The sequence below is a fragment of the Trinickia sp. genome, from assembly GCF_051953955.1.
Classification (GTDB): domain Bacteria; phylum Pseudomonadota; class Gammaproteobacteria; order Burkholderiales; family Burkholderiaceae; genus Trinickia.
In genome coordinates, this window is the sequence record NZ_JBQCIF010000026.1 from 142,278 (window position 1) to 164,893 (window position 22,616).

Below are 22,616 nucleotides of genomic sequence, written 5' to 3' on the forward strand. Positions count from 1 at the left end.
CTCTTCCGGCTGGCTTTTTTCATCGCGGAGCGGCGACGGCGCATCGCCTCGATTGCGTCCTTGCGCGGCAGAGCGAGCGAGGCCGTCTTTCGGAGACCTTTACGGATTCGAGCCGTGAATCGGATTGGCCTCGGGATGTGTTCAATGGCACGACATGGAAATGAATTAGAAAGCTAGATGTCGCGGAGCCTTCACATGCGCGTGGTCCAATGCGCCCCGTCCAATCCAAAAAACCATCGTTGGCCGCGACCGCCTTGGCTGTTGTCTCACGGGAAGGGATGACGACGCACCGATGAGGAAAGCGCGGCAACGACAAACCCGGAGTGCGTTCGCATGTTTCGCCGTAAGCACGTCTCTATTGCCGCAGCCATCGCGGTGGCCGTCACCTCCCTCACCGTCATCGCCGCGTGCAGCAGCACCAGCGGCAGCTCGACGCCGGCCGTCGCGGTGCAAGACGCGCTTCGAACCGCCACGCCGATCAAGCACGTCGTGGTGATCTACGGCGAAAACGTCTCGTTCGACCACTACTTCGCGACCTACCCGAACGCCACGAATCCACCGGGAGAGCCGTCGTTCACGGCCGCCGCGGGCACGCCGACGGTCAACGGCTTGAGCGGTGCTCTGCTGACGAACAACCCGAATTCGACGAACGCCGCCAACGGCACCGGCGCCACGAACCCGTTCCGCCTCGACCGCACGCAAGCTGCAACGGCCGACCAGAACCACGCATATACGGCCGAAGAGCAGGCGTACGACAACGGCGTCATGGATCTCTTCCCGAAATACACGGGTAAAGGCACGAGCGGCGGCGCGGGGGCATTCGGCACCACGGGCCAGGTCATGGGTTACTACGACGGCAACACCGTCACGGCGCTCTGGAACTACGCACAGAAGTTCGCGATGAGCGACAACGCGTTTACGGATACGTACGGCCCCTCGACACCGGGTGCGCTCGAAGCCATCGCGGGTCAGACGAACGGCATGCAAATCGTGAAGTCGTCGAGGAGTTCCTACTATGTGGACGACGGCAAAGGCGGCTTGACGATGATCAACGACGTCGATCCGGGCAGCGACGTGTGCTCGAGCGCGACCGATCAAGCCATGATGACGGGCAAGAACATCGGCGACCTGCTGAACGCCGCGAACGTCACGTGGGGCGGCTTCATGGGCGGCTTCAACCTGTCCACGACGAACGGCAACGGCACGACGGGCTGCCAGCGCAGCACGATGTCGTCAGTCGTTGGCGCAGCGACGGCCGACTACATTGCTCACCACAACTGGTTCCAGTACTACGCATCGACGTCGAACCCGAAGCACTTGCGCCCGACGTCGACGGCGGCCATCGGCTTCACGACGGTGCCCGGCACCACGACCGTCGATCCGGCCAACCACCAGTACGACTCGGATGACTTCTTCGCGGCCGTGAGCGCCGGCAACTTTCCCTCGGTCAGCTTCCTGAAGGCACCCGCCTACCAGGACGGCCACGCGGGCTACTCGGATCCGCTCGACGAGCAAGCATTCGTCACGAAGGTCGTGAACTTCCTCGAACAGCAGCCCGATTGGCAGAACACCGCGGTGATCGTGGCCTGGGATGATTCGGACGGTTGGTACGACCATCAGTTCGTCACGCCGACCTCGGCTTCGTTCTCGAGCGCCGATCAACTGAACGGCAACGGCATCTGCGGTACGGGCACGGCGCCCAACGGCGTCAACGGCCAACCTGTCAACGGCCGCTGCGGCCCCGGCACGCGCATCCCGTTCCTCGTCATCTCGCCGTACGCGAAGCCGAATTACGTCGACCATACGCTGATCTCGCAAGCCTCGATCGTCCGCTTCATCGAAGACAACTGGCTCGGCGGCCAGCGCATCGGCGGCGGCTCGTTCGACGCCACGGCGGGCAGCATCAACGGCATGTTCGACTTCTCGGGCACGCCGAACACGACGCCGATGTACCTCGACACGAACACGGGCATCCAAGTCAGCACGCCACCGAAGAGCTGATCGACCGTAGAGTAGCTCGACTCGTCAGCGCGCCTCGACGCGAGCGAGTCGACCGATGAACCCCGCAGCCCGGCAACGGGCTGCGGCTTTTTGTTGAACCGCATGCCACGCTTCACGACCGACACGATGCCGCCGCTCGCTTCCGCCTCGCCGACGCCGCCCGCCGATCGCGGCGCTTGCACGACGCGCCGCCGCGCGCACGTCCGCACCACGGCCATCGGCATCGTCATCGCCGCAGCCGGCGCCAGCGCATGGGCATTCGCTTACCCCGAACGTGCACCGGCTGCCGTGGGCGACATCGTCGAGCGATTGACCGGCGCCAATCCCCATCCGGTGCACCTCGAGCGCCCCCCGGTCGCGCCGCTCAGCGCGATGGCGGAACTCGGCAAGCAGATATTTTTCGATCAGCACCTATCGGCTTCGGGCAAGCTTTCCTGCGCGTCGTGCCATAGCCCCGCGCAGGCGTATGGTCCGCCGAACGCATTGCCCGCCCAATTCGGCGGGCCTTCGATGACGCTGCAAGGCGATCGGCCACCGCCCTCGCTGATGTATTTGTACCGGCAGCCGAACTTCAGCATCGGGCCCGACAAAGGCGATGCCGACGAAGCCGCCAATTTCGCGCAAGAAGCGGCGGCCGCATCGGGCGTCGCTCGCGCGCAAAAGACGGCAGGCATCGCACCCGCGGCCCCGGCGATGGTGCCGCAAGGCGGCATGTTCTGGGACGGCCGTGCCGATACGCTGCAGGCGCAAGCGTTCGGGCCTCTGATGAACCCGGTCGAAATGGCGAACGCGAGCGAGGACGACTTCGCGCGCAAACTCGCCGGCAGCCCATATCGCACGTCCTTCGTTCAACTGTTCGGCGCCGACATCTTCAAGAATCGGCGCATGCTGTTGTCGGAGGCGATGTTCGCCGTCGCGCGCTATCAGGTGGAGAGCTCATCGTTCCACCCTTACACGAGCAAGTACGATTACTGGCTCGAGGGCCGCGCGCGCCTGACGCATGCCGAGCTGCACGGCTTGCAGCTGTTCAACGATCCTAAGAAGGCCAATTGCGCGGGGTGTCACCTGTCCAAGCCTTCGCGCGATGGCCTGCCGCCGATGTTCACCGACTACCAATACGAGGCGCTCGGGGTGCCGCGCAATCCCGCACTCGCCGTCAACCGCAACCCGAGCTACTACGACATGGGCGTTTGCGGCCCTCATCGCACCGATCTGAGCACGCAAACGCAATACTGCGGCATGTTCCTCACGCCGACGCTGCGCAACGCGGCCACGCGCCACGTGTTCTTCCATAACGGTGTCTATCACACGCTCGACGACGTCATGAAGTTCTACAACCTGCGTGACGTCGCGCCGGACAAGATCTATCCGCGCGATGCACACGGGAAAGTCCTGCAATACGACGACCTGCCGGCGACATACCGCACCAACATCGACAAGGCCGATGCGCCTTTCGATCGCCACCTGGGCGACGCACCCGCGATGACGGACGACGACATCAAGGACGTCATCGCGTTCTTGAGAACGCTGACGGACGGCTACCAGCCAAGCGCGAACACGAACACGAACACGAACACGAACACACAATGATCGTGCCGCGCAGGCGATAAAAAACCCGCAAAGGCATGCACCTTCGCGGGTTTTTTTCGCCGAAAGCAAGTTACGCCGATGCCGCGTCCTTCAGCTTCTTCAGCGCGCGCGCCTTGATGCGAACGCTTGCCGGCTTGGCCGGGAACCAACGCTCTTCACCCGTGAACGGGTCCTTGCCGAAGCGCTTCTTCTTCGCCGGCACGGCTTGGACGACGATCTTCAGCAGGCCCGACAGCGTGAATTCGCCGGCACCCTTCTTGTGGACCGAGCCGAGAATCGTATCTTCGAGCGCCGCGAGCACGGCCTTGACGGACTTCGGCTCGACAGCCGAACGCTCTGCGAGGTGGGTAGCCAGCGAGGCCTTCGTGAAGGTGTCCTTGATCGGCGACGGAGCGCCGGACGCCTTCACGGCGACCTTCTTAGCCGCCGCAGTCTTCGCGGGAGCCTTCTTTGCAACTGCTTTTTTCGCCGGTGCGGCAGCAGCCTTTTTCGCAACCTTCTTTGCGGAAGTCGACATGTTTCTCCTACCTGTTGGTCGTTGAACGCACGAAACGGGCACGACGTGCGCCGCTTCAACGCCGGATTCTACAAGCGCTGCGCGGCTTCATGCATCTAATTTGTGTTTCGAGATCGTGTTTACAGGGGGATTTGTTGCGTGGGGCCGACTATTTTCGTTGGAGGAAGGCGCGTCGTCGAACGGCGAGTGCCATCGACGACGAGATTGAAAGGGTTTGCCCGAACGGGGCGAACCCGGAGACCATGCGGCTTTCGGCGGGAAGACTCAGGTAAGACTCAGGCCATGCCGAGCGCGGGATCGCTCATGCTCGAGCGGCCCGTTTCGACGTGACCGGCCAGCATCCGAACGAAATGCGGATCGGTGTCGACGGTCACTGTGAGGTCATACCACGCATGGTAGGCGCGCAAATCGACGTACAGGTCCACACTTTCGCCGCCGGCGACGCGGCGCTTCACGGTGGTGCCGTCGTACGCATTGGCGATCGTGAACTCGCACGCCGCTGAACCCTTGTTTTCGAGACGCAATTCGATGTTGCCGTTCGCCACGTCATAGGACTCGACGATGTCCGGCATGGCCACGCCCGCGTTCCATCCGTGCGCTGGGGCAACGGCGCGGCCTGCGAAACGCCGCGCAAATCCGTTCGGGCCGTGCACCGCGAAATCGTAGCTGCCGTCCGGATCGAGCGAGAGTGCGTCGACGAGGTGCTTATGCGGCTCGACGGTGTAGGCACGGGGCGCGTCGATGCTGTGCGCCTTGTACACCTGGAACGCTGCGCCGGCGTGGCCGGTGTTGGTGAATTTCAAGCGCAATTGCATTCGTTCGGCGTCGGGCGTCGCGCGCACGAACAGCTCGTAGGGCAGCGCGCGCGCCGGACGCACGCCGGGTTCCTGTTGGGGTTTCGCCTGTACGAGCGGCGGCAGCGGCACGTAGTCGGGATGGCGCGCCCTATCGTGCGGCACGTATCCGGTCGTGCTCGGCAGCGGCGGAAATGCCGCGTTGGGATCGGCGAAATCGAATGCGCGCGTCAAGTCGCCGCAAACAGCCTTGCGCCACGGCGTGATGTTCGATTCGCACAGATCGTGTGCATGCCCGAAGCGCCGCGCGATGAAGCGGATGATCGACGTGTGGTCGAACGTCTCGGAGCACACCCAACCGCCTTTCGACCAGGGCGACACGACGAGCATCGGCACGCGCGGCCCGAGGCCATAGGGGCCGGCCGGATAGGTCGCGTTGCCGGCGAAATACTCGTTGGCCGTATCGACCGTCGAGCGCCCCGCCTCGTTCGACCAAGGGGCGAACGGCGGCGCGACGTGATCGAAAAAACCATCGTTCTCGTCGTAGGTGACGAGCAGCGCCGTCTTGCTCCACAGCGCCGGATTCGACGTGAGAATCTGCAGCACTTGGTCGACGTACCACGCACCGTAGTTCGCGGGCCAGTTCGGATGTTCCGAGTACGCCTCGGGAGCGACGATCCACGACACCTGAGGCAGCGTGCCGTTCTGCACGTCTTTCCTCAGCACGTCGAAATAGCCGTCGCCGCCGGCCGCGTTCGTACCCGTGCGCGCGTTCTCGTAGAGCGGATCGCCCGGCTGCGCGTTGCGGTATTGGTTGAAGTACAACAGCGAGTTGTCGCCGTAGTTGCCGATGTAGGCATTCTGCGTCCAGCCCCACGAGCCGGCCGCGTTCAGGCCCGTGCCGATGTCCTGATAGATCTTCCACGAGATGCCGGCCGCCTGCAGCGCTTCAGGATAAGTCGGCCACGAATAGCCCGCCTCGGTGTTGTCGATGACGGGGCCGCCGCCCTTGCCGTCGTTGCCGACCCAGCCCGTCCACATGTAGTAGCGATTCGGATCGGTCTGCGTCATGCCCGAGCAGTGATAGGCGTCGCAAATCGTGAACGCATCGGCGAGTTGATAGTGGAATGGAATGTCCTGGCGCGTGAGATACGCCATCGTCGTCGTGCCTTTCGCGCCGACCCACTGATCGTAGCGGCCGCCGTTCCACGCGTTGTGCGTCGTCGTCCAATCGTGCGGCAAGTCCTGCAGGAACTGCAGCCCGAGATCGGGCGCGCTCGGCCTGAACGGCAGGACATAGCCGGCACCCGCCGGCCCCGGCTGATACCAGACGCCGTTGCCGTTCGGCAGACGGATCGCGCGACGATCGCCGTAGCCGCGCACGCCGCGAAGCGTTCCGAAGTAGTGGTCGAACGAGCGGTTCTCCTGCATGAGGATCACGATGTGCTCGATGTCGTTGATGCTGCGCGTCGCATCGTTCGCGGGAATCGCGAGCGCGTTGCGAATGCCGGCGGGCAATGCGCCCATCGCGGCGGCCGCGCCTGCCGCTCGAGCGGCGGCGCGCAGAAAATCACGGCGGCTTGTCGATGTCATATTCAATTCGTGTATCGGACGAAGGGGACCCACGATCGCCGCCCAATCATCGCACTGGACGCTCCGGTGCGGAAGTCCTCACATCAGACAGGTCGATGCCGCGTACAGGCTGCCTGCTCAAATGGTGAACAAGATGGGAAGAAACCATGTCCGCAAGATGAAGGCAATGCGATGCGAGCGCGTATACGGACTCGCGCGCGCCGGGCGGACGGCCGGGCGCGCGCGAAGTGCGATGCAAGCAGCAGAAGGGATAGGGTAGTCGCGCGAGCGCCGCGACCGCTATGCGGGCCGCGACACCATGACCACGCCGTTACGGCGACGGCGACATGAGGTGCCCAACGTAATCGCGCAGGTACGTGCCGAACGCCGAACCGACCTCGGGGTGACGCATGGCGAATTCGACGGTCGCTTTCAGATAGCCGAGCTTGCTGCCGCAATCGAACCGCTGGCCGTAGTACCGATACGCGAGCACCTGCTCTTCGGTCAAGAGCGCCTGGATCGCGTCGGTCAATTGCAATTCGCCGAGCACGGTGGGTTCGAGCCGGCGCAGATGCTCGAAGATGCTCGGCATCAGGACGTAGCGGCCGACCACGCCGAGATTCGAAGGCGCCATCTCGGGAGCAGGCTTCTCGACGATGCCGGACAGCTTGAAGATGTCCTCTTCCCACTCTCGGCCCTCGACGATGCCGTAAGAGCGGCTGTCTTCGCGGGCGATCGCCTCCACACCGACGATCGTGCTGTGATAGTGATTGAATACGTCGATCATCTGCTTCATGACGGGCGGTTCGCTATGCAGCAGATCGTCGGCGAGGATGACGGCGAACGGGCAGTCGGCCACGAGCTTTTCCGCGCACAGCACCGCGTGTCCGAGGCCGTGCGCGGCCGGCTGCCGCACGTAGAAGCAATCGACGTGGCTCGGCTTGATGCTGCGCACGAGATCGAGCAGTTTCTCCTTGCCGCGCGCCTCGAGTTCCGCCTCGATCTCGTAGGACGTGTCGAAGTGATCTTCGATGGCGCGCTTGCTGCGCCCCGTCACGAAGATCAGTTCGGTAATGCCCGCTTCGATCGCCTCTTCGACCGCATACTGGATCAACGGCTTATCGACGACAGGCAGCATCTCCTTGGGGCTCGCCTTCGTGGCAGGAAGGAATCGAGTCCCCAGTCCCGCCACCGGAAACACCGCTTTAGTGACTTTCAACATCGTTCGTTCCCTTGGGGTCGTTGTTATAACGCAATCGCGGCGCGCGCCCATCCCAGGCCTCGCGCCGCTCGGACACGATCGATCACCGCATGCGATCGCGCACTGCCAATACAAACCCGGTCATTGCACGCCCATTGAAGCGGCGCGCCTATTCGTCATTCGAACCCGCCGAAATCCGGCGATCAACGCGCCCCGCGCATGGCCGCGGCTTGCGCCAAAATAGCCGAGACGCTCTCGATCTGCTTACGAGGCGCATGCGATGGTGATTTGACTGCGTCGCCGCCGCGCGGCATCTGCGGCTCCTCGTCGACGACGTCGATGCGCAAGCGCGGCGCCTTCGTGAACGCCTCGAATGCGTGCTTCGAAGCGGCGCTGTCGGCGATCGCGCGATCGAGCGCCACGCGTGCGCACCACTTCAGTGCGAGTCGCTGGGCTCGTCCGAGGGGATCGGCCCCGACGCTTTGACGCAAGTGCCATACCACCGGCCGCCGCACGACCATGCCCGCGAGCGCGCCGACGAGCATCGTGCGCGGCGTGTTCGCATAGATGACGTCGACGTGCCGTGCTCGCTTCACGGTCTCACGCACGAGCGACACGAGACCGGACAGCGTGCGCGACTTCGGCGCGGCGTGGCGTCCCGTCATGCCGCGAAGCGCGGGCGCATCGAGCACGTCGACAGCCACGCCCGCTTCTTCCAGCGCAAGACGGAAAGGGCCGTCGTCGAAGAGCACGACTTCGACCGATTCCTTCAGATGACTGGCGACGTTCAGCAACGATACTTCCGCCTCGTCGAGCCCGCCGCTCTGATCGAGCGCGAGCACGCGGACGGCTTCCGGCGCACGCGTTTGCCCAACGCCGTCCGAGTTGCCTGCGGACGGTGTGCCATCGTGCTTCGTCGCCCCCGGCATCACCTGTTCGACGAATCCCATGAAGCGCTCGCGAAACGTCGCGATCGAGAAGCGTTCTGCGTTGGCGCGGCAATCGAGGGCCGCGAAGCGATGCGCATTCTGTTCGAAGTCGCGAACGGCCGCGACGAGGGACGGCACGCTCTGTTCGCGAAAGAAGATGCCGGTAGGGCGCGGCTGTCCCAGCTCGCGCACCGTCTCGAGCGCCCCGCCCTTGCCGAATGCGATCACCGGCGTGCCGCAGGCTTGCGCCTCGACCGGCGCAATGCCGAAGTCCTCTTCCGCGGCAAAGACGAAGGCCTTCGCGCGGCGCATATGATCATGCAGCACGGCGAACGGCTGATACCCGAGGATCTCGACGTTGGGCCCTGCCTTCGCGCGGATCGCCTTCATCTCGGGGCCGTCGCCGATCACGACGAGCCGCTTGCCGGGCATGCGCGAAAACGCTTCGACGATCAGGTCGATCTTCTTGTACGGCACCATACGCGAAGCCGTCAGATAGAAGTCTTCCTTCTGCTCGCCGACGAGGAACGATTGAACGTCCACAGGCGGAAAAATCACACGCGATTCGCGGTGATAGACCTTTCTGATCCGCCGCGCGATGAACTGCGAGTTGGCGACGAAATGATCGACGGAATTGGACGTGCGCGTATCCCAAGTGCGGATGTAGTGAAGCACCACGCGCGCCATCGCCGAGCGCAGGCCGCGCGTCAGATTCGACTGCTCGAGATATTGATGCTGCAGGTCCCAGGCGTAGCGAATCGGCGAATGCACGTAGCTGACGTGGACTTGGTCGGGGCCGGTCAACACGCCCTTGGCAACGGCGTGGCTGCTCGAGATGACGAGATCGTAGGCGCTCAAGTCGAGCTGCTCGATCGCAAGGGGCATCAGCGGCAAATAGGCGCGGTACTTCTTCCGTGCGAGCGGTAGCCGCTGAATGAACGACGTCGTCGCGTGCTTGCCGTGCAGGAACCGCCGGTCCTCGACGAAATCGACGAGGCTGAATACGTCGGCCTGCGGAAAACAGGCGATCATCTGCTCGAGCACGCGCTCGGCACCGGCGTAGGTGACCAGCCAATCGTGGACGATCGCCACGCGGGGCACACGGGCGATCGGCGCCCGCTGCGCAGCCCGATAGGGCTCGCTGTGTCGATCGATCGCGGCGAATGCGTCGGCGAAAATGTCGTGGCTCATGCGCTTCTCCTCTAGGCGCCCTAGCCTACGAACAAAGTATTCCCGATACATCCTCGAAATTATTTCAAAAAAATGCAGAGGCCCGCCCGCCGTACGTGTGGCGGGCGGGGGCCATCAGTAGATCATTGCGCCCCATCACGTTTTTGGCCGATTTTTTCCGATCGTGAGCGCGCGGCCATCGCGTTGACAGCCTTTCGAAAGCAAACGGCCGTGCCGATGACCGTTTCCAAATTACACTGCTTGTAAAAGCTGCCGGCCCTTCGTCGCTCGCCGCTGCGCACCTGATCAGTGCCCCATCGAACGCGCATGGCCCGGCTGCGACGCCGGAGTCTTCAAGAGCAGCGCGAGTGGAATGCAAGCCAACAAAGCAATCGCGAGGGCGTAGAACGTTTCCGAAAACGTCATCACCGCCGCTTGCTGCTGGATCTGCATCGCGAATTGCGCAAGCGCTTGCATCTTCGCATGAGCGGCATCGCCGGTTCGTGCGAGCCAGTTGGCCGCGCTCGCGGCGATTCGGTCCTGACCGATGAGCGAATTGGCCGTTACCGATTCACGCAGCGTCGCGACGTGAAACGCATTGCGCCGATCGATGAGGACGCCGATGATGGCAAGCCCCACGGAGCCGCCGAGGTTGCGGGCCATGTTGTAAAGGCCCGCGGCATCCCCCGATTCTTCACGCGATACGGCCGCCATCGAAGCTTGATTGAGCGGCATCATCGCGAGCATCTGCCCCACGCCTCGCAGTAATTGCGACCAAAGGAAATCGTGCCCCGTGCTCTGCGCGGTCAGGGTCGTATCGAGCATGCAACTCAGGATGAAGCAGACGAGGCCGGCCACGACCATCAACCGAAAATCGACTTTGCCGAGCAGCCTCGGCAAGACCGGCATCATCAAAAATGCGGGCACCCCCGCGAGCAGCATGACGTTGCCCGCTTGCTCCGCGTTATACCCCGCGATGAGACTCAAAAACTGCGGCACGATGTAAGACACGCCGTAAAGCCCCGCGCCGACGGCCGAAACGATGACGATCACGCTCGCATAACGCGGGTTGCGCAAGAGAGAAAGCCGGATGATCGGCTTTGCCGCGACGAACTGCGATACGCCGATCAAGATGAACCCGAGCGCGGCGACGGCCGCGAACGTGACGATCTCGCCCGACTCGAACCATTGAAGACGCTGCCCCTCTTCGAGCACGAGCGTGAGCGAACTGAGCCCGATCGAAAGCCCGACGATGCCGACCCAATCGGCGTTGACGAAGTCGTGCCAATGCGGCGGATCGGCAGGCAAGCCCATGACCAGCAAGGCAACCAGCGCGACGCAAACAGGCAGGTTGATGAAGAAGCACCATGCCCACGATACGTTCTCTGCGAGCCAGCCGCCGAGCACGGGCCCGAGCAGCGGCCCGAGCAGCACGATGAGACCGAAGATCGTCATGCCGACGGGCATCTGCGAGCGGGGCAGCCGCGTGCGAATGATCGTCTGCGCCGTCGGGATCATCGCACCGCCCGTGAATCCTTGTCCGACGCGGCCGACGATCATCCACTCGAGCGAATGAGACAGCCCGCACATCATCGAGAACCCCATGAACAGCGCGGCGTTCGTCAGCAGGAAGTTGCGCAGCCCGAACACGCGCGTGAGCCACGCCGCAAGCGGGATCATGACGATCTCGGACATCAGATAGCCCGTCGAGATCCAGGTGCCTTCGGTGCCCGTCGCGCCGACGGAGCCCTGAATCTGCGGCAATGCCGAGTTCGTGATCGAGATGTCGAGCGTCGCCATCAAGGCACCGAGCGAACCGGCGGCGACGGCGATCCAATCGCCGGCGTGCGCGCGCTCTGGGCTGCTCGGCGCAGCCCCGGCGTTCGCCTTCGGCGAGGCATCAGCCATGTGCGTTCTCGGCGGCGAGGCGCCGATCGTCCGCTTGCGCCGAACGCGTATCGACGTCCACCGTCACCGATAACCCGGGCAGCAGCAGCGCGCGCGTTTGCGGGCCGGCCTCGATGCGAATCCGCACGGGCACGCGCTGCACGATTTTCGTGAAATTGCCGGTGGCATTCTCGGGCGGCAGCAGCGCGAATTCAGACCCGGTGCCGGGCGCGAAGCTGTCGACGATGCCGTGCAGATCGATGCCGCGAAGCGCATCGACGTGCAGCGTCGCGTGCTGTCCGGGACGCATATGGCCGATCTGCGTTTCCTTGAAATTCGCGTCGAGATAGACGTTTTGGACGGGCACCACGGTCAACAGTCTCGTACCCGGTTGGACGTATTGGCCGACACGCACGGACCGATCCCCGATGCGGCCCGCGACGGGGCTATAGAGCGTCGTGTCGCTCACATCGAGCTGCGCCTGGCGCAAGCTCGCGCGTGCCGCTTCCACTTGCGCCTTGGCCTGCGCGATTTGCGCCGTGGTGGCATCGATCTGCGTCTGGGCCGAGCGCACGGCGGCGGCGTTGGCCGCGAGCGTCGCGCGAGCTTGGTCGCGCGTGCTGACCAAGCTGGCCAGCCGTTCGCGCGTCTCGGCGCCCGCGGCCGTCAGCGGTGCATAGCGGGCTACCTCGTCTTGCGCATGCGAAGCGGCGACGCGCGCCACTTGCTCCTGCGCCTGTGCTTGCACGACACCGGCCTGCTGTTGCTTCAGATCGGCTTCGGCGCGCGCGAGATCGGCTTGGCGCGCGTCGACCGTCGCCTGGGCCTGCGCGAGCGACGCTTCGTACTGCCGCGTATCGAGCCGCACGAGCGGCGCGCCCGCGTCGACGGTCTGATTGTCACGCGCGTACACCTGCGTGACGTACCCGCTGATCTTCGGGGCGACGGTCACACTGTCGACTTGCAGGTACGCATCATCGGTGCTTTCGATGAAGCGCCCAACCGTCCACCAATGCGCGAACAACGCGCTCCCCGCCAAAAGCACGACGAGCACGATGCCGATGAGCCAGCCGCGACTGCGCGCACGCCGTGGGGCACCGCCGCCGGCCTCTTGCTGCGTGTTGCCGCGCGGGCGCGCGTCGATGGTCGTTGACATGTTCCGAGTGTCCTGCCGCGAGAAGGAAATGATTCGACGACAATTATTCCAGTTGGAAAAAATGTGTCAAGTGATATATTTCTGACCAGACCCGCCGTAACCGTTAGAAAGGATCGACGCCATGACCGAGACGAAGCGCCTGCGCCGCTCGACCGAAGGGGGATATGCGCGCGGCGAGGAAACGCGCCTTCGCATCATTCAGGCAGCGATCGAGTTGTTCGGCGAGCACGGCTTCGTCGCGGCCTCGACACGAGACATCGCGGCGCGCGCCGGCGTCAACGCGCCCGCGCTGCAGTACTACTTCGAGAACAAAGAAGGGGTCTATCGGGCGTGCGCCGAGCATCTTGCCGACGAGGTGTGGAGCAAGTTCGAGCCGGTGGTGCGGCGTTCAGCGGCCGCGCTCGAATCGACGGACGACGACGCAGCACTGATCGAAGCGTTCATCGACTTGCAGGACGTGATGATGGACAAAGCGTTGCAAACGCCGAGCGCGCCCGCGCTCAAGCTCTTCTTCGTGCGGGAGCAGGGAGGCCAGGAGCCCCAAATAGCCACCGACATCATCCAAGCACGCGTGCGTCGTCCATTGAACGACGTTGCCACGAAGATCATCGCGAAAGTGTGCGGCACAGCGCCGAACGATCCGCTCACGATCGTCCGCTTGATCACGTTGCACGGCCAGTTTTCGCTGTTTCACATGGCGCCGCGCAGCATGCTGACGTTGTTCGGCTGGCCCAATCTCGACGCGGAAAAGGTCGAGTTCGTGAAGCACGCGGTTTTTTCCAACTCGCGCTCGCTACTGCAGATGTGGGCCACTGAGCGCAATGCGCCGGCGGTGCCAGCACGCGCGCGCACCGATGCCGCACCGGATACGGCCCCGCCGCGCCGGAAGCAAGCCGCGTCGAGGAGCACGACACGCCGCTGATGAAGCGACCGGCGAGCATCCCGATCGAGCGCGCGGCGCTCATGCACCGACTGGATCAACGCAAAGGTGAGTGTTTCCGGGACCGGCCCGATTCGCGAAGCCACGCGCCAGCGCTGGTATGGCTTTGCCGCGGGTGGAGCGGCCCATGAGGTGAGGGTTTTCGGGAGTCGGTCCGCAGCCGAAACGCCGGTATGTGGACCGGCATCCCGGACCGCCCGCGCCTACGCTTCTCGACGCAGCGTCTTCGAATAGAGTTCGAGGATCTTCCCGCTATCCGCATCGACGCACACCTTGCACGCGGGCCGATCGTCCCACTGAGGCGCCGGCGCCGCAAAACCCGCGGGCTTTTGAATCGTATGGCCGGCCGCCATGCCGTCGGTCAATACGCGCACCGGCCCGCTGCGCGTCGTATAGAGTTCCGGCGCGAGCAGATAAGCGACGGCCGAAAAGTCGTGAACGTAGACTCCTTCGAGCGCCACGCTCGAACGATGAAATGCTTCGTAGTGCCGAGAAACGTCCCAGACGAACCGCCCGGCCTCGCCCGCCTCGTCGCGCAGCTTCGCAAGATAGCCGGTCGTCATGATCGTGCTTTCCGTCACGTCGAGGCCCACGATCGCAACGGGCCATGCGGCGCGGAAGACGATGTCGGCCGCATCGGGATCACCGTGCATGTTCGCCTCGGCCGCAGGCGAGACATTACCGTTCCTGCCGTTCGTCCCGAACGCGCCGCCCATGACGATCACTTGTTTGACGAGCGTTGCGATATCGGGTGCTTCTTCGAGCGCCAGGGCCAAATTCGTCAACGGTCCCACGGCCACCAATTCGACCTCGCCCGGATGCGCGCGAACGGTATCGACGATGAAGCGATGCGCGGGGCGCGGATCGAGTGCATTTTGCGTCTTCGGCTGCAGGCCCAGATTGCCGAGGCCGTCGTCGCCGTGAATCCAACCGACGGGCGCGGGCGCGGCGCATTTGAGCGGCGCTGCCGCACCTCGTGCAACGGGCACACCGGGCGCGAACCGTTCGACGAGATAAAGCGCATTGCGCGTCGTCGTTTCGATCGTCGAATTGCCGAACACGCTCGTCACGCCGAGCAGTTCGATTTGCGGGTGCAGCGCTTGAAAGACGAGCGCCATTGCGTCGTCCACGCCGGGATCGGTGTCGTAGATGACCTTGTGGATGGGCATGGGCATGTTCACGGTTGCCATACGTCGATCAAAGGTAGAAGGCGTCGGGCAGTTGGTCGCGCGCCGTCGTGTCGCGCACATCGCCTCGAACGTTGCCGAGCCTGATCGCCAGATCCGGGCCGCCCAGTTCGATGATCACCTGACGGCACGCGCCGCACGGTGTGATCGGTCCGTCGGTATCGCCGACGACCGCGAGCGCCGCGAACTGGTCGCGCCGGCAGCCTGCCGCCACGGCACTGAAGAATGCCGTGCGCTCCGCGCAGTTGCACAGGCCGTAAGAGGCGTTCTCCACGTTGCAGCCGTCGAACACACGGCCGTCCTTCGTCAGCAAGGCCGCACCGACCTTGAATTTCGAATACGGTGCATACGCCTTCTCGCGCGCCGTCTTCGCCCGGTCCAACAATTGCTCCAATGTCATTTACGTCCTCTTCGATTGGTTCTTCGATTGGTTCTTCGATTGCTCGAATGACCTCGGATCGCCTCGAACGGCTTCGATTGGCTTCGAATGGCTGCGAGCCGCCTGGCCCCACGCGGCGCTCGATGCCAGGTCAAAAACATGCCGGCGACCGTCGACCGACGTAATAAAGCACGGAGATCAATGCCGTCACGAAAGTGATTGCCGGCAATACGCGCATGGCGAATACGAAACGACCACTACCGAAAAGCGCGAACATTTTCGATTGCACGAACCCGCCGAATAAATCGTGGATGGCTGCGATGCTAAACGAACCACCAACCGAACGAAAAGCACATGCGCTTTTCGTTCGGCTCCGCCTATGCCGGCGAGCACAGCGTGCACTGCTAGATGCACACTGCCGGGATCATTGAATGAGGAACTTGTCGCGCCGCTTGCCGAGCCATGCGGGGGCCCGCCCGCGCCCGCTCCAAGTGGCACCCGTCTTCGGATCGCGGTACTTCGGCGGCAATCCGGCCGATTTACGCGACGCAGTACGCTTGCTCGAAAAACCGAGCTCCTCGGCCGTAATGCCGTACTCCGCAATCTGCTCCCTGATCTGAGCGATGGTAGCGGTCAACTCTTTTTCGCGCGCAGCCGCCATTTGCGCTTGCACTTTCGCCAGTTGCTCGGTCAACTGCTTGTAAGTCGGCATGAAAACCCTCCTTGTTGATTAACGGATAACGCTCCTCTGACTGCCCGTTCGCGTAAAAGTGCAATCGACGGGTATCCCACAGGCCCTACGCTATGCCGACTCATTTGGCTTTGCAAGCAAATAGGAGCTTGTGCTGCCCATCGGCGTCCGATCGTTGAAGGATGTCGATGTCGCCCCCGCAGATGGCGCGCGCGTGTTCGGTGCAGTTGTCCCACGCGCTGCCGGCCGAGCATTGGACGACCGTGGTAGGCCGCCCATCGCTCGTGAAGAGGGGGGCGCTGCCGCCGCATCCGGCGACGATAGCCGCGCATGCCGTCGCCGCTACCGCGGAGCGAACCATCGCGTGGACGCGCGCATTAAAGAGAGACGTGTCCTTCATTTCAAAGAACTCCTTGGCCTAACATTGATTTTTTTCGAACGGCCGAGTATGCCACGCCAATGCACGGATGCCACGACGGCGATCGCACTTTGCGCCGCCCGTCGTTCAAATATCGATCGACGATTCGCACGTCGGTCCGCACGATTCGATTCGAGCCCAACGGTTCGAACTCTTATGACGTCACGGGGATTGTTTGAGTAGGCGGTACGGCCGCCTAGCGAATCTCGAAACCACAGTTGAACAACGTCGGCCCAGCCTCAAAAGAGCTAGGCGCCGCGCGACCACACAGCCGGGCCTTGAGGTATCCGCACCCGAACGAATTGATGTTCGATCCGAGCGCGCAGCACCCCATCGAGCCCGGCGAGCTGATCGCGAAGTCGAACCGCTTGCTTTTCCGTCATTTCGCCGAGGACGATTTTTTGCTCGAGCACCTCGCCGCATCGGGTCACGACCCATCGCTCGACCGCGGCGTCCTCGGCTTTGAGCACGTCCGCTGCCGTCGAAACGACATCGAGATCCAAACTCGATACCAGATGAACGGTATGCGTCAACTTGAAGCCAGGCAGACAGTGCGACCAGCTTTCGCTGACGGTAGGAGAGAGGGAATCTGCGCGCATCGCTACTCCGGATGAAGATTATCGAACCGGTGCCAGCTGCGCTGCTCCCGCTTCGTTGCCGTGAATCGGCCGCATCGCCTGAAAGGCTTCCACCTTGCCCGGGAAGGCAGGTTGGCGTCGGATAGTCCGACTCTGGATGCATTGCTTACTACGCATCGTTCGGCATGCCGAACTTGCGTCTATTATACCGAACTTTATCCGCGGAACAAGTCGTTCCTTCGATCGACACTTCGATGAACGGTACGGTACCGCACGCCAACGCTAAACGGCCGCGAACACGATTGCGCCTTGCTTGCCGACGTCCGCGAAAAAGCGCATGAATCGATACGCTTCCCCGTTGATGTTCAGCTCATTGAAGCCGGACTGCGTAGCGTCGAGGATCGCATCCGCGACGTCGTTCCGAATCACGCCGCACTTGGGCAGGTCCTCGTCGGGCACGGAAACATCGCCGACGTAGAGTGTGCTCGTGCCGCTGCTTCGGCTTTTCACCATGACGAGATGGCCACCTTTGTCCAGCGCGAGCTCCAGGTATTCGCACAGCGTCGCCATGGCTTCCACGCTCGATGCGACGAGATGTTCAGAAGTCGGCTTCATTGCCTGCCCCTCCCCGAAATTTCAGCATGCGTAGCCATCGTACTCCACCGAGCGGGCATTCGGGCAGTTGATCGACCTCGCCGCTCTGCCCGCCCGCTCCCCGCGCCACCACGGCGAAGCTAATCCGACTCGCGCTTAAAATGTCGGCCACGACCTCATCCGCGCTCCGAATTCGAAAGCGGTTTCCGCTCCCTAAAGCTCCACGCTCCATACGCCATGCGCCTTCTTCACACCTCTGACTGGCACCTCGGCCAGAACTTCATGGGCAAAAGCCGGCAAGCCGAGCACCAGGCGCTCATCGACTGGCTCATCGCCCAGACCGAAGCACATGCCGTGGACGCCGTTCTGATTGCCGGCGACATCTTCGATACCGGTGCGCCACCCAGCTACGCGCGCGAACTCTACAGCCAGCTCGTCGTGCGCCTTCACGAAGCCGGGGTGGCCTTGTTGCTGTTGGGCGGCAACCACGATTCCGTCGCCACGTTGCGAGAAAGCAGCGCCTTGCTCGAATACCTCTCCACGCATGTCGTACCGTCGGCTGAAGCGCCGGAGAGCCAGGTGCGCGTACTGCCGACACGCCGCCGCGAGGGCAAGGCCGAACCGGGCTGCGTCGTCTGTGCGATTCCGTTCATTCGCGCGCGCGACATCATGCAAACCGAATTCGGTCAAAGCGCCGAAGATAAACAACAACAGTTGCAGCGCTCGATCGCGGCGTACTACGAAGCCGTTTTCGAGGCTGCCAACGTGCTGCGAGAACGGCTGTCCACCGAAGTCGGCCGCAAGCTGCCGCTGATCGCCACGGGTCATCTCACGACGGTCGGTGCCAGCGCGACGGAATCCGTGCGCGAGATCTACGTCGGCGCGCTCGACGCCTTTCCCACCGCGGCTTTTCCGCCTGTCGATTATCTGGCCCTCGGCCACATTCACCGCCCCCAGAAGGTCGGTGGCCTCGAGCACCTGCGCTACAGCGGTTCACCGATCGCCCTCAGTTTCGACGAGGCATCGCAGCAAAAGGAAGTGCTGCTCGTGGACCTCGACGAATCCGGACTTCGGCAGATCACGCCGCTCGCCGTACCGGTGTTCCAAATGCTCGTTGCTCTGCGCGGCAACCTGAAATCGCTCGCCGATGCTTTTCGGCATGCCACACAGAGCGCCACGCACGAGCGGCCCGTCTGGGTGGAGGTCACGGTAGCCGAGGATGACTATCTATCGGACCTGCCGGCGCGCATCCAAGCGCTGGCCGAGGGCCTGCCCGTCGAGGTATTGCGCATCCGCCGGGAACGCGGCACCGCCGCTGCGCAATTGAGCGGCGATGCGGGCGTCACCCTCGACGAACTCGATCCGCACGACGTGTTCGCGCGGCGGCTCGAGCAAGAATCGCTGAGCGATGAACTGCGCGACGCGCTCACCGCACGCTATCGAACGATCGTGGCTGCGACGGCGGAGGACGCGGCATGAAGATCCGCACGCTGCGCCTGAAGAACCTCAACTCCCTCAAAGGCGAATGGCACATCGATTTCACGCGGCCGCCGTTCTCCGAGACGGGGCTTTTCGCGATCACCGGCCCGACGGGCGCGGGAAAATCCACGCTGCTCGATGCCATCTGCCTCGCGCTCTATCATGAAACGCCTCGCCTGAAGACCGTTTCGGCATCGGCCAACGACATCATGACGCGCCACACCGCCGACTGCCTGGCGGAAGTCGTCTTCGAGGTCAAAGGCGAGCTATATCGGGCATTTTGGAGCCAACGGCGCGCACGCGACAAAGTCGACGGCGCGCTGCAACAGCCGCGCGTCGAGCTCGCCAAAGGCGACGGCACGATACTGACGAGCCACATCAACGAGAAGCTCAAGCAGATCGCCGAGATTACGCGGCTCGACTTTCCCCGCTTCACTCGCTCGATGCTTCTGGCACAAGGTGGCTTTGCCGCCTTCCTCAATGCGAATGCCAACGATCGTGCCGAACTGCTCGAGGAATTGACCGGCACGGAGATCTACGGAGAAATCTCGCGGCGCGTGTTCGAGCAAGCCGCCGCGGCGCGAGACACGCTCAAGCAGCTCCGCACCCAGGCGGACGGGATGGACCTGCTGACGAGCGAGCAGCGAGACGCCGCGCAGCAGGAGATCGCCGCGCTCGTCATACAACGAGAAGCCACCAACCATCATTCGAAAGTGCTTCGCGAGCATCGGCAGTGGCGCGTCGATTCGTCCGCCGCCGAGAGCGACGTCAAGACCGCGCAGGATCGCCTCGCAAAGGCAACGCAGGCGCTCGACATGGCGGCGAGCGACCTCGCTAGGCTCGCATCGAGCGAACCGGCCGAAGCGTTGCGTCCGAATTACGATCTTCTATGCAATGCGGAAACAGCGGCTCGCAATACGGAAAACGACATTCATACGCTGCGACTCGACCGGCAGGAGAAACTGACTGCACGGCGCCGCGAGCATGCGCTCGCCGTGCAGCTCGCCGCACGCGTTTCAACGGATGCCCACGATGGGCTGCAAGCCCTAGAAGCCGAGCGGAACCAACTCGACCGGTTTTGCGCCGAGAACCCGCATCATCAGGCACTCGGCGAGTTGATCGGCGCCTGGCGCCAGCAATTCGAGCAGCGCAGGAAAACGATCGCCGACATCGAGGCGAAAGAAAAAACGAAAGGCGAACTAGAGATCAAGCTCGCGGAAGAACAGAAGAAGGCCGCGGCGCAAGCGGCAACCGTCGAACTCGCCGTCAAGTCGGCAGCCGATTCGGACGCGCAAGTCCAAGCGCTCACAACGCTTCAGCAGCAGCGCTTGTCCGGCAACACGCTCGCCCTGCTGCGCCAACAGTGGCAGCAAGCGCAGACCCGCCTCACGCAATGGCAAAAGCTCGAAGCATCGGCCGGGTTGCGGCGTGAGCAAGCAGGCGAAGCCGAGACCCTCGCATCGGCATTGAAGACGGCAGAAACGGAGATCGCGGAACGAGAGAACACGCTCGTCTCCCTTCAAGGCGAGCGGGAAGCGCTGCAGACCCGAGCGTCCGATAAACAGAAACTCCTCGAGCAAGAGCAACTGATCCGCAGCCTCGCGGACCACCGCGACCGGCTGCAGCTTGGCGAGGCGTGCCCGCTCTGCGGGTCACGCGATCACCCCGCCATCGCCGCATATCGCGCGATCGACGTTTCCGCGACCGAAGGTGCGCTACGAACGCTCAACGAAAAAACGCGGTCGCTGGAGAAGCAGAGCCGAGAGGTGGAACGACTGCTTGCGGCGAGCCGCGCTGGAAAGGCGCAGCACGCCGCGCGGCAAGCGCAATTGCTCGTACAAATCGACCTAAGCCAACGAACCTGGGACGAGCTCGCGACGTCGCTGCGCGCCGACGGGCCGCTCGAGCCGACGGATTGGTCGCATCCTCAGAGATTGGCGGAACGCCGCGAGTGCGCCGAGCGCGCGGCCATGCAACTCAAGCAGACGCTCGATGCCGTCGAGCAAATCGAGCACGACCTGACTCATGCTCGCGCTCTCAGCGCGCAGCGCACGCAATCGCTACAAGAGGCGCGCACCGCCGGTGCGCTCTTGGAGCGGTCGGTGCAAGCGATGGCCGAGCGCCGGGCCGAATTGGGACAGGAAATCACCGATCTTCGCATCGGGCAAGGAAGCAGTAACGATCAACTGCTCGCGTCGATTCGCGAAGCCGGGATCGCCCAGGACGACGTTCCGACCGATGCCGACACCTGGCTGAAGGCTCGCGAGAGCGAATGGCGAAAGTGGCAGGGCATACAGCAGCGGCTGCATGTTTTGTCCCAAGAACATGTGCGCCATACGGCTCGATGCGAAGCCGCTCGAACCGATTTGGCATCCTGGAACGCAAAGCTGCTGGCGCTCGACGGCGATGCACGCCTTGACGCGGAAAGCGCCACTTACGAGGTCGCCGATCTTTCCGCGGTCGGCGATCCGATCGCCGCCCTCGCGGCGTGCGCGCTTCGCGTCGAAACACGCGTGTCGGACTTGGCGACGTTGAATGGACGCGTAGGTCAACTCGAAGGTGCGCTGTCACTGCAACGGGTCGCGGCGGCAGAGGCTAAATCGAATTGGCACGCGGCGATCGCGCAAAGCCCGTTCGCCGATACGGCGGCGTTCCTCGCCGCCTTGCTGCCGCCGCAGGAGCGCAATAGGCTGCAGGACCTCAAGCTGCGGCACGAACAAGAAAGGCAGGCAGCCGTTGCGCTGCTTCAGTCCGCACAGGACAAGCTCGCTCGTTTGCAGTCATCGCCCCCGACCCAAGCAACGCTCGACGAATTGAACGCGCAACTCGATATGGCCGAGACACGGGCGACGTCGATCAACGAGCAGCTCGGCGGAAAACGCGAGCTACTGGCGCGCGACGATTCCCTGCGCGCCAATCAACAGGCGCTGTTCGCGCGGATCGATGCGCAAACGAAGGAATCGGACGTGTGGCAGCACCTCGATGCGCTCATCGGCTCCGCACGTGGCGACAAGTTCAGGAAATTTGCCCAAGGCCTGACGCTCGACCATTTGCTGAGATTGGCGAACACGCACCTGCATCGCCTGCACGCACGCTATCTGCTGCGCCGAAAATCGACCGGGGAGCTAGAACTCGAGATCGTCGATGGATGGCAAGCGGACATTGCTCGCGATACGCGCACGCTGTCCGGCGGCGAAAGCTTTCTGGTCAGCCTCGCCCTGGCACTCGCCTTGTCCGACCTCGTGAGCCATAAAACGTCCATCGAATCGCTGTTTCTCGACGAGGGGTTCGGCACGCTCGACGGCGACACGCTGGAAATCGCGCTCGATGCATTGGATACGCTGAACGCCGGCGGCAAGATGATCGGCGTCATCAGCCATGTCGAAGGCCTCAAAGAGCGCATTGCCACGCAAATCAAGGTGGAAAAAGGCGGAGGAATGGGACATTCCCGTCTCGTCTTCTAATCCGCGCACGTCACAGCGCTTGCCGGTGCGATTGCCGGTGCGGTTGCCGGTGCGGTTGCCTTACAGCCC

General features: G+C 63.4%; 16 protein-coding genes, 2 pseudogenes and 1 riboswitch. Of the genes and pseudogenes, 5 read left to right on the forward strand and 13 right to left on the reverse strand.

All coding sequences use genetic code 11. The annotated features are described in order from the left end of the window. Positions 1-333 precede the first annotated feature (333 nt). Together ACTHNZ_RS05380 and ACTHNZ_RS05385 are read left to right on the forward strand one after the other, a co-directional pair. Complete coding sequence (locus ACTHNZ_RS05380; RefSeq protein ID WP_440541465.1) at positions 334-2,001, forward strand: phospholipase C; 1,668 nt, start codon at positions 334-336, stop codon at positions 1,999-2,001. 126 nt (positions 2,002-2,127) lie between these two features. Further along, complete coding sequence (locus ACTHNZ_RS05385) at positions 2,128-3,591, forward strand: cytochrome-c peroxidase (RefSeq protein WP_440541493.1); 1,464 nt, start codon at positions 2,128-2,130, stop codon at positions 3,589-3,591. Positions 3,592-3,661: 70 nt separating this feature from the next. Here ACTHNZ_RS05385 and ACTHNZ_RS05390 read toward each other — a convergent pair whose 3' ends face one another. The 6 genes and pseudogenes from ACTHNZ_RS05390 to ACTHNZ_RS05415 all read right to left on the reverse strand — a co-directional run bounded on the left by ACTHNZ_RS05390 (position 3,662) and on the right by ACTHNZ_RS05415 (position 12,817). Beyond that, complete coding sequence (locus ACTHNZ_RS05390) at positions 3,662-4,108, reverse strand: HU family DNA-binding protein (protein WP_440541466.1); 447 nt, start codon at positions 4,106-4,108, stop codon at positions 3,662-3,664. Positions 4,109-4,383: 275 nt separating this feature from the next. Continuing rightward, a complete protein-coding gene (locus ACTHNZ_RS05395) occupies positions 4,384-6,495 on the reverse strand; it encodes a phosphocholine-specific phospholipase C (protein WP_440541467.1) in 2,112 nt (703 codons plus the stop codon). A 310-nt stretch (positions 6,496-6,805) separates the two neighbouring features. Further along, positions 6,806-7,696 carry a UTP--glucose-1-phosphate uridylyltransferase GalU gene (gene galU, locus ACTHNZ_RS05400; protein WP_440541468.1) on the reverse strand — a complete coding sequence of 297 codons (891 nt, stop codon included), beginning with the start codon at positions 7,694-7,696 and terminating at the stop codon, positions 6,806-6,808. Positions 7,697-8,004: 308 nt separating this feature from the next. Further along, a pseudogene (locus tag ACTHNZ_RS05405) lies at positions 8,005-9,795 on the reverse strand (glycosyltransferase); the annotation flags it as partial. 285 nt (positions 9,796-10,080) lie between these two features. Then, entirely contained in the window at positions 10,081-11,682 is a 1,602-nt protein-coding gene (locus ACTHNZ_RS05410) for an MDR family MFS transporter (RefSeq protein WP_440541469.1), read from the reverse strand. Then, the gene (locus ACTHNZ_RS05415) at positions 11,675-12,817 is read right to left on the reverse strand and encodes an HlyD family secretion protein (RefSeq protein WP_440541470.1); all 1,143 of its coding nucleotides are present in this window, start codon (positions 12,815-12,817) and stop codon (positions 11,675-11,677) included. The genes ACTHNZ_RS05410 and ACTHNZ_RS05415 overlap by 8 nt, the downstream gene beginning before the upstream one ends. A 121-nt stretch (positions 12,818-12,938) precedes the next feature. On the opposite strand from ACTHNZ_RS05415, the gene ACTHNZ_RS05420 reads away from it, so the two are divergent. Next, entirely contained in the window at positions 12,939-13,739 is an 801-nt protein-coding gene (locus ACTHNZ_RS05420) for a CerR family C-terminal domain-containing protein (RefSeq protein WP_440541471.1), read from the forward strand. Positions 13,740-13,960: 221 nt separating this feature from the next. On the opposite strand, the gene ACTHNZ_RS05425 is transcribed toward ACTHNZ_RS05420, so the two are convergent. From ACTHNZ_RS05425 to ACTHNZ_RS05455, 7 genes and pseudogenes are all read right to left on the reverse strand, one after another. After that, positions 13,961-14,926: a nucleoside hydrolase gene (locus ACTHNZ_RS05425; protein ID WP_440541494.1), complete on the reverse strand. Its 966-nt coding sequence runs from the start codon at positions 14,924-14,926 to the stop codon at positions 13,961-13,963. Positions 14,927-14,954: 28 nt separating this feature from the next. After that, positions 14,955-15,344: a cytidine deaminase gene (locus tag ACTHNZ_RS05430; protein ID WP_440541472.1), complete on the reverse strand. Its 390-nt coding sequence runs from the start codon at positions 15,342-15,344 to the stop codon at positions 14,955-14,957. Positions 15,345-15,498: 154 nt separating this feature from the next. After that, positions 15,499-15,642 (reverse strand): annotated as a pseudogene (locus ACTHNZ_RS05435) (NupC/NupG family nucleoside CNT transporter); the annotation flags it as partial. Between the two features lie 105 nt (positions 15,643-15,747). After that, positions 15,748-16,035: an H-NS histone family protein gene (locus ACTHNZ_RS05440; RefSeq protein WP_440541473.1), complete on the reverse strand. Its 288-nt coding sequence runs from the start codon at positions 16,033-16,035 to the stop codon at positions 15,748-15,750. A gap of 100 nt (positions 16,036-16,135) precedes the next feature. Next, positions 16,136-16,375, reverse strand: coding sequence for a hypothetical protein (locus ACTHNZ_RS05445; protein WP_440541495.1), 240 nt, complete (start codon positions 16,373-16,375; stop codon positions 16,136-16,138). Between the two features lie 305 nt (positions 16,376-16,680). Further along, positions 16,681-17,031, reverse strand: a complete 351-nt coding sequence (locus ACTHNZ_RS05450) for a hypothetical protein (protein WP_440541474.1) — start codon at positions 17,029-17,031, stop codon at positions 16,681-16,683. 41 nt (positions 17,032-17,072) lie between these two features. Further along, positions 17,073-17,176: riboswitch (SAM-I-IV-variant riboswitch) on the reverse strand. Positions 17,177-17,292: 116 nt separating this feature from the next. Further along, positions 17,293-17,625: a hypothetical protein gene (locus ACTHNZ_RS05455; protein ID WP_440541475.1), complete on the reverse strand. Its 333-nt coding sequence runs from the start codon at positions 17,623-17,625 to the stop codon at positions 17,293-17,295. Positions 17,626-17,841: 216 nt separating this feature from the next. Here ACTHNZ_RS05455 and sbcD point away from each other — a divergent pair, with 216 nt between their 5' ends. Both sbcD and ACTHNZ_RS05465 read left to right on the forward strand, forming a co-directional pair. Continuing rightward, the gene (sbcD, locus tag ACTHNZ_RS05460; RefSeq protein ID WP_440541476.1) at positions 17,842-19,083 is read left to right on the forward strand and encodes an exonuclease subunit SbcD; all 1,242 of its coding nucleotides are present in this window, start codon (positions 17,842-17,844) and stop codon (positions 19,081-19,083) included. Further along, positions 19,080-22,547 (forward strand): AAA family ATPase, encoded by a 3,468-nt coding sequence (locus ACTHNZ_RS05465; protein WP_440541477.1) that lies wholly within the window; start codon positions 19,080-19,082, stop codon positions 22,545-22,547. The genes sbcD and ACTHNZ_RS05465 overlap by 4 nt, the downstream gene beginning before the upstream one ends. Positions 22,548-22,616: the final 69 nt, after the last annotated feature.

What these genes read in the sequence shown, in the direction of transcription:
- ACTHNZ_RS05420 (WP_440541471.1), top strand. Translation starts at nt 12,939, where the DNA reads ATGACCGAGACGAAGCGCCTGCGCCGCTCGACCGAAGGGGGATATGCG.
- ACTHNZ_RS05430 (WP_440541472.1), bottom strand. Translation starts at nt 15,344, where the DNA reads ATGACATTGGAGCAATTGTTGGACCGGGCGAAGACGGCGCGCGAGAAG.
- galU (WP_440541468.1), bottom strand. Translation starts at nt 7,696, where the DNA reads ATGTTGAAAGTCACTAAAGCGGTGTTTCCGGTGGCGGGACTGGGGACT.
- ACTHNZ_RS05450 (WP_440541474.1), bottom strand. Translation starts at nt 17,031, where the DNA reads ATGCGCGCAGATTCCCTCTCTCCTACCGTCAGCGAAAGCTGGTCGCAC.
- ACTHNZ_RS05465 (WP_440541477.1), top strand. Translation starts at nt 19,080, where the DNA reads ATGAAGATCCGCACGCTGCGCCTGAAGAACCTCAACTCCCTCAAAGGC.
- ACTHNZ_RS05455 (WP_440541475.1), bottom strand. Translation starts at nt 17,625, where the DNA reads ATGAAGCCGACTTCTGAACATCTCGTCGCATCGAGCGTGGAAGCCATG.
- ACTHNZ_RS05445 (WP_440541495.1), bottom strand. Translation starts at nt 16,375, where the DNA reads ATGGTTCGCTCCGCGGTAGCGGCGACGGCATGCGCGGCTATCGTCGCC.
- ACTHNZ_RS05440 (WP_440541473.1), bottom strand. Translation starts at nt 16,035, where the DNA reads ATGCCGACTTACAAGCAGTTGACCGAGCAACTGGCGAAAGTGCAAGCG.
- ACTHNZ_RS05380 (WP_440541465.1), top strand. Translation starts at nt 334, where the DNA reads ATGTTTCGCCGTAAGCACGTCTCTATTGCCGCAGCCATCGCGGTGGCC.
- ACTHNZ_RS05385 (WP_440541493.1), top strand. Translation starts at nt 2,128, where the DNA reads ATGCCGCCGCTCGCTTCCGCCTCGCCGACGCCGCCCGCCGATCGCGGC.
- ACTHNZ_RS05415 (WP_440541470.1), bottom strand. Translation starts at nt 12,817, where the DNA reads ATGTCAACGACCATCGACGCGCGCCCGCGCGGCAACACGCAGCAAGAG.
- ACTHNZ_RS05390 (WP_440541466.1), bottom strand. Translation starts at nt 4,108, where the DNA reads ATGTCGACTTCCGCAAAGAAGGTTGCGAAAAAGGCTGCTGCCGCACCG.
- ACTHNZ_RS05410 (WP_440541469.1), bottom strand. Translation starts at nt 11,682, where the DNA reads ATGGCTGATGCCTCGCCGAAGGCGAACGCCGGGGCTGCGCCGAGCAGC.
- ACTHNZ_RS05395 (WP_440541467.1), bottom strand. Translation starts at nt 6,495, where the DNA reads ATGACATCGACAAGCCGCCGTGATTTTCTGCGCGCCGCCGCTCGAGCG.
- sbcD (WP_440541476.1), top strand. Translation starts at nt 17,842, where the DNA reads ATGCGCCTTCTTCACACCTCTGACTGGCACCTCGGCCAGAACTTCATG.
- ACTHNZ_RS05425 (WP_440541494.1), bottom strand. Translation starts at nt 14,926, where the DNA reads ATGCCCATCCACAAGGTCATCTACGACACCGATCCCGGCGTGGACGAC.